Annotated in this window: 2 protein-coding genes; both read right to left on the bottom strand. The window is 65.9% G+C overall.

Going from position 1 to position 1,663, the window contains the following annotated elements; all coding sequences use genetic code 11:
• A partial coding sequence (locus tag WA317_RS12885) for an AAA family ATPase (RefSeq protein WP_425173402.1) occupies window positions 1-535 on the bottom strand: 535 nt, incomplete at its 3' end.
• Window positions 536-550: 15 nt separating this feature from the next.
• Window positions 551-1,561, bottom strand: coding sequence for a glucose-6-phosphate dehydrogenase (coenzyme-F420) (gene fgd / locus WA317_RS12880; protein ID WP_425173401.1), 1,011 nt, complete (start codon window positions 1,559-1,561; stop codon window positions 551-553).
• Window positions 1,562-1,663 lie beyond the last annotated feature (102 nt).

Here is a 1,663-nt window from a genome sequence, read left to right as displayed (position 1 = left end):
GCTCGCAGCGGTTGGCCACCACCGCCGCGGTGTGCGCGCGCTGGGCCCCCAACTCCCTCAGACACACCTCGACGATGTGCGCGACCTCATCGGGGGTGCGTCCTTTCGCCCGCACCGCCAGCAGCACCGGCGCGCCCAAGTTGACTGCGATGCGGGCGTTGACGCTCAACTCGGCGGGCGCAGCGACATCGGTGTAGTCACTGCCCACGATCACCACCGCGTCACACACCGAGGCCACTGCGTAATAGCGCTCGACGATGTCGGCGATCGCCGCGTCGCGGTCGGCATGCAGCTGCTGATACGTCACACCGACACAGCGCTCGTAAGGCAGGTCGGCGCTGCTGTGGGCCAGCAGCAACTCCAGGATGTAATCCCGATCTTCGTCACCGGCTACCCGGCTGATCGGACGGAACACCCCGATCCTGGGCACCGTGGCGGTCAGTCGATGCAGGATTCCCAGCGCGATCGTCGACTTGCCGGTGTCCCCTTCAGGCGCCGCGATGTAAAGGGCGGACGTCCGGGCGCCGTCGGCCACGCTGCAATGCCCGCCCTACGCCAACCGCCGCAGCCTGGGTTCGAGGTCCTGCTCGAACAGCTGCAGGAACCGCCGCTGGTCGTGACCGGGCGCGTGAAACACCAGGTGGTTCAAACCCCACTTCACGTACTGGCCAACCTTTTCCACGGCCTCGTCGGGGTCCGACGCCACAATCCAGCGCTTGGCGACCTGTTCGATCGGCAGCTCGTCGGCAGCCTTCTCCATCTCGAGTGGATCGTGAATCGAGTTCTTCTGCTCGGCGGTCAGCGACAGCGGCGCCCAGAACCGGGTGTTCTCCAGCGCCAACTCGGGGTCGGTGTCGTAGGAGATTTTGATCTCGATCATCCGGTCGATGTCGTCGGGATTGCGGTCGGCTGCTTCTGCCCCCTCCTTGACGGCAGGAATGAGCTTGTCGGCGTACAGCTCCTCGCCTTTGCCCGACGTGCAGATGAAACCGTCACCGGCACGGCCGGCGTATTTAGCCACCACCGGGCCACCCGCCGCGACGTACACGGGGACACCACCCTCGGGCACGTCGTAGATCGATGCACCCTTGAGCTTGTAGTACTCGCCGTCGAAGTCGACGCGGTCACCGAGCCACAGCTCCCGCATCAGCCGCACAGACTCGCGGAGCCGGGCGAACCGCTCCTTGAACTCTGGCCACTCGCCTTCGTAGCCGGTGGCGATCTCGTTGAGCGCCTCACCGGTGCCGACGCCCAGGAAGATCCGGCCCGGGTACAGACAGCTCATCGTGGCGAATGCTTGGGCGATGACTGCCGGGTTGTACCGGAACGTCGGGGTGAGCACCGAGGTGCCCAGCTGGAGCCGCTTGGTGCGCTCACCGACGGCGGTCATCCAGGACAGCGAGAACGGTGCATGTCCGCCCTCATGCCGCCACGGCTGGAAATGGTCGCTGACAGTAGCGCTGTCCATTCCATGGGATTCGGCGGCGACCGCCAGTTCGACGAGTTCCCTCGGCGCGAATTGCTCCGCTGATGCCTTATATCCGAGTTTCAGTTCGGCCACCCTGTCGTTTCTACTCCACCGTGGTGATCGCAAGCGCGGCGGAGCCGGGCGCAGCGGGTCGCCGCGTTCCGATGCCTGGTGATCGCAAGCGCGGCGGAGCCG

The organism is Mycobacterium sp. (assembly GCF_049802695.1).
Taxonomy (GTDB): domain Bacteria; phylum Actinomycetota; class Actinomycetes; order Mycobacteriales; family Mycobacteriaceae; genus Mycobacterium.
This window is presented reverse-complemented; position numbering and strand designations above follow the sequence as displayed.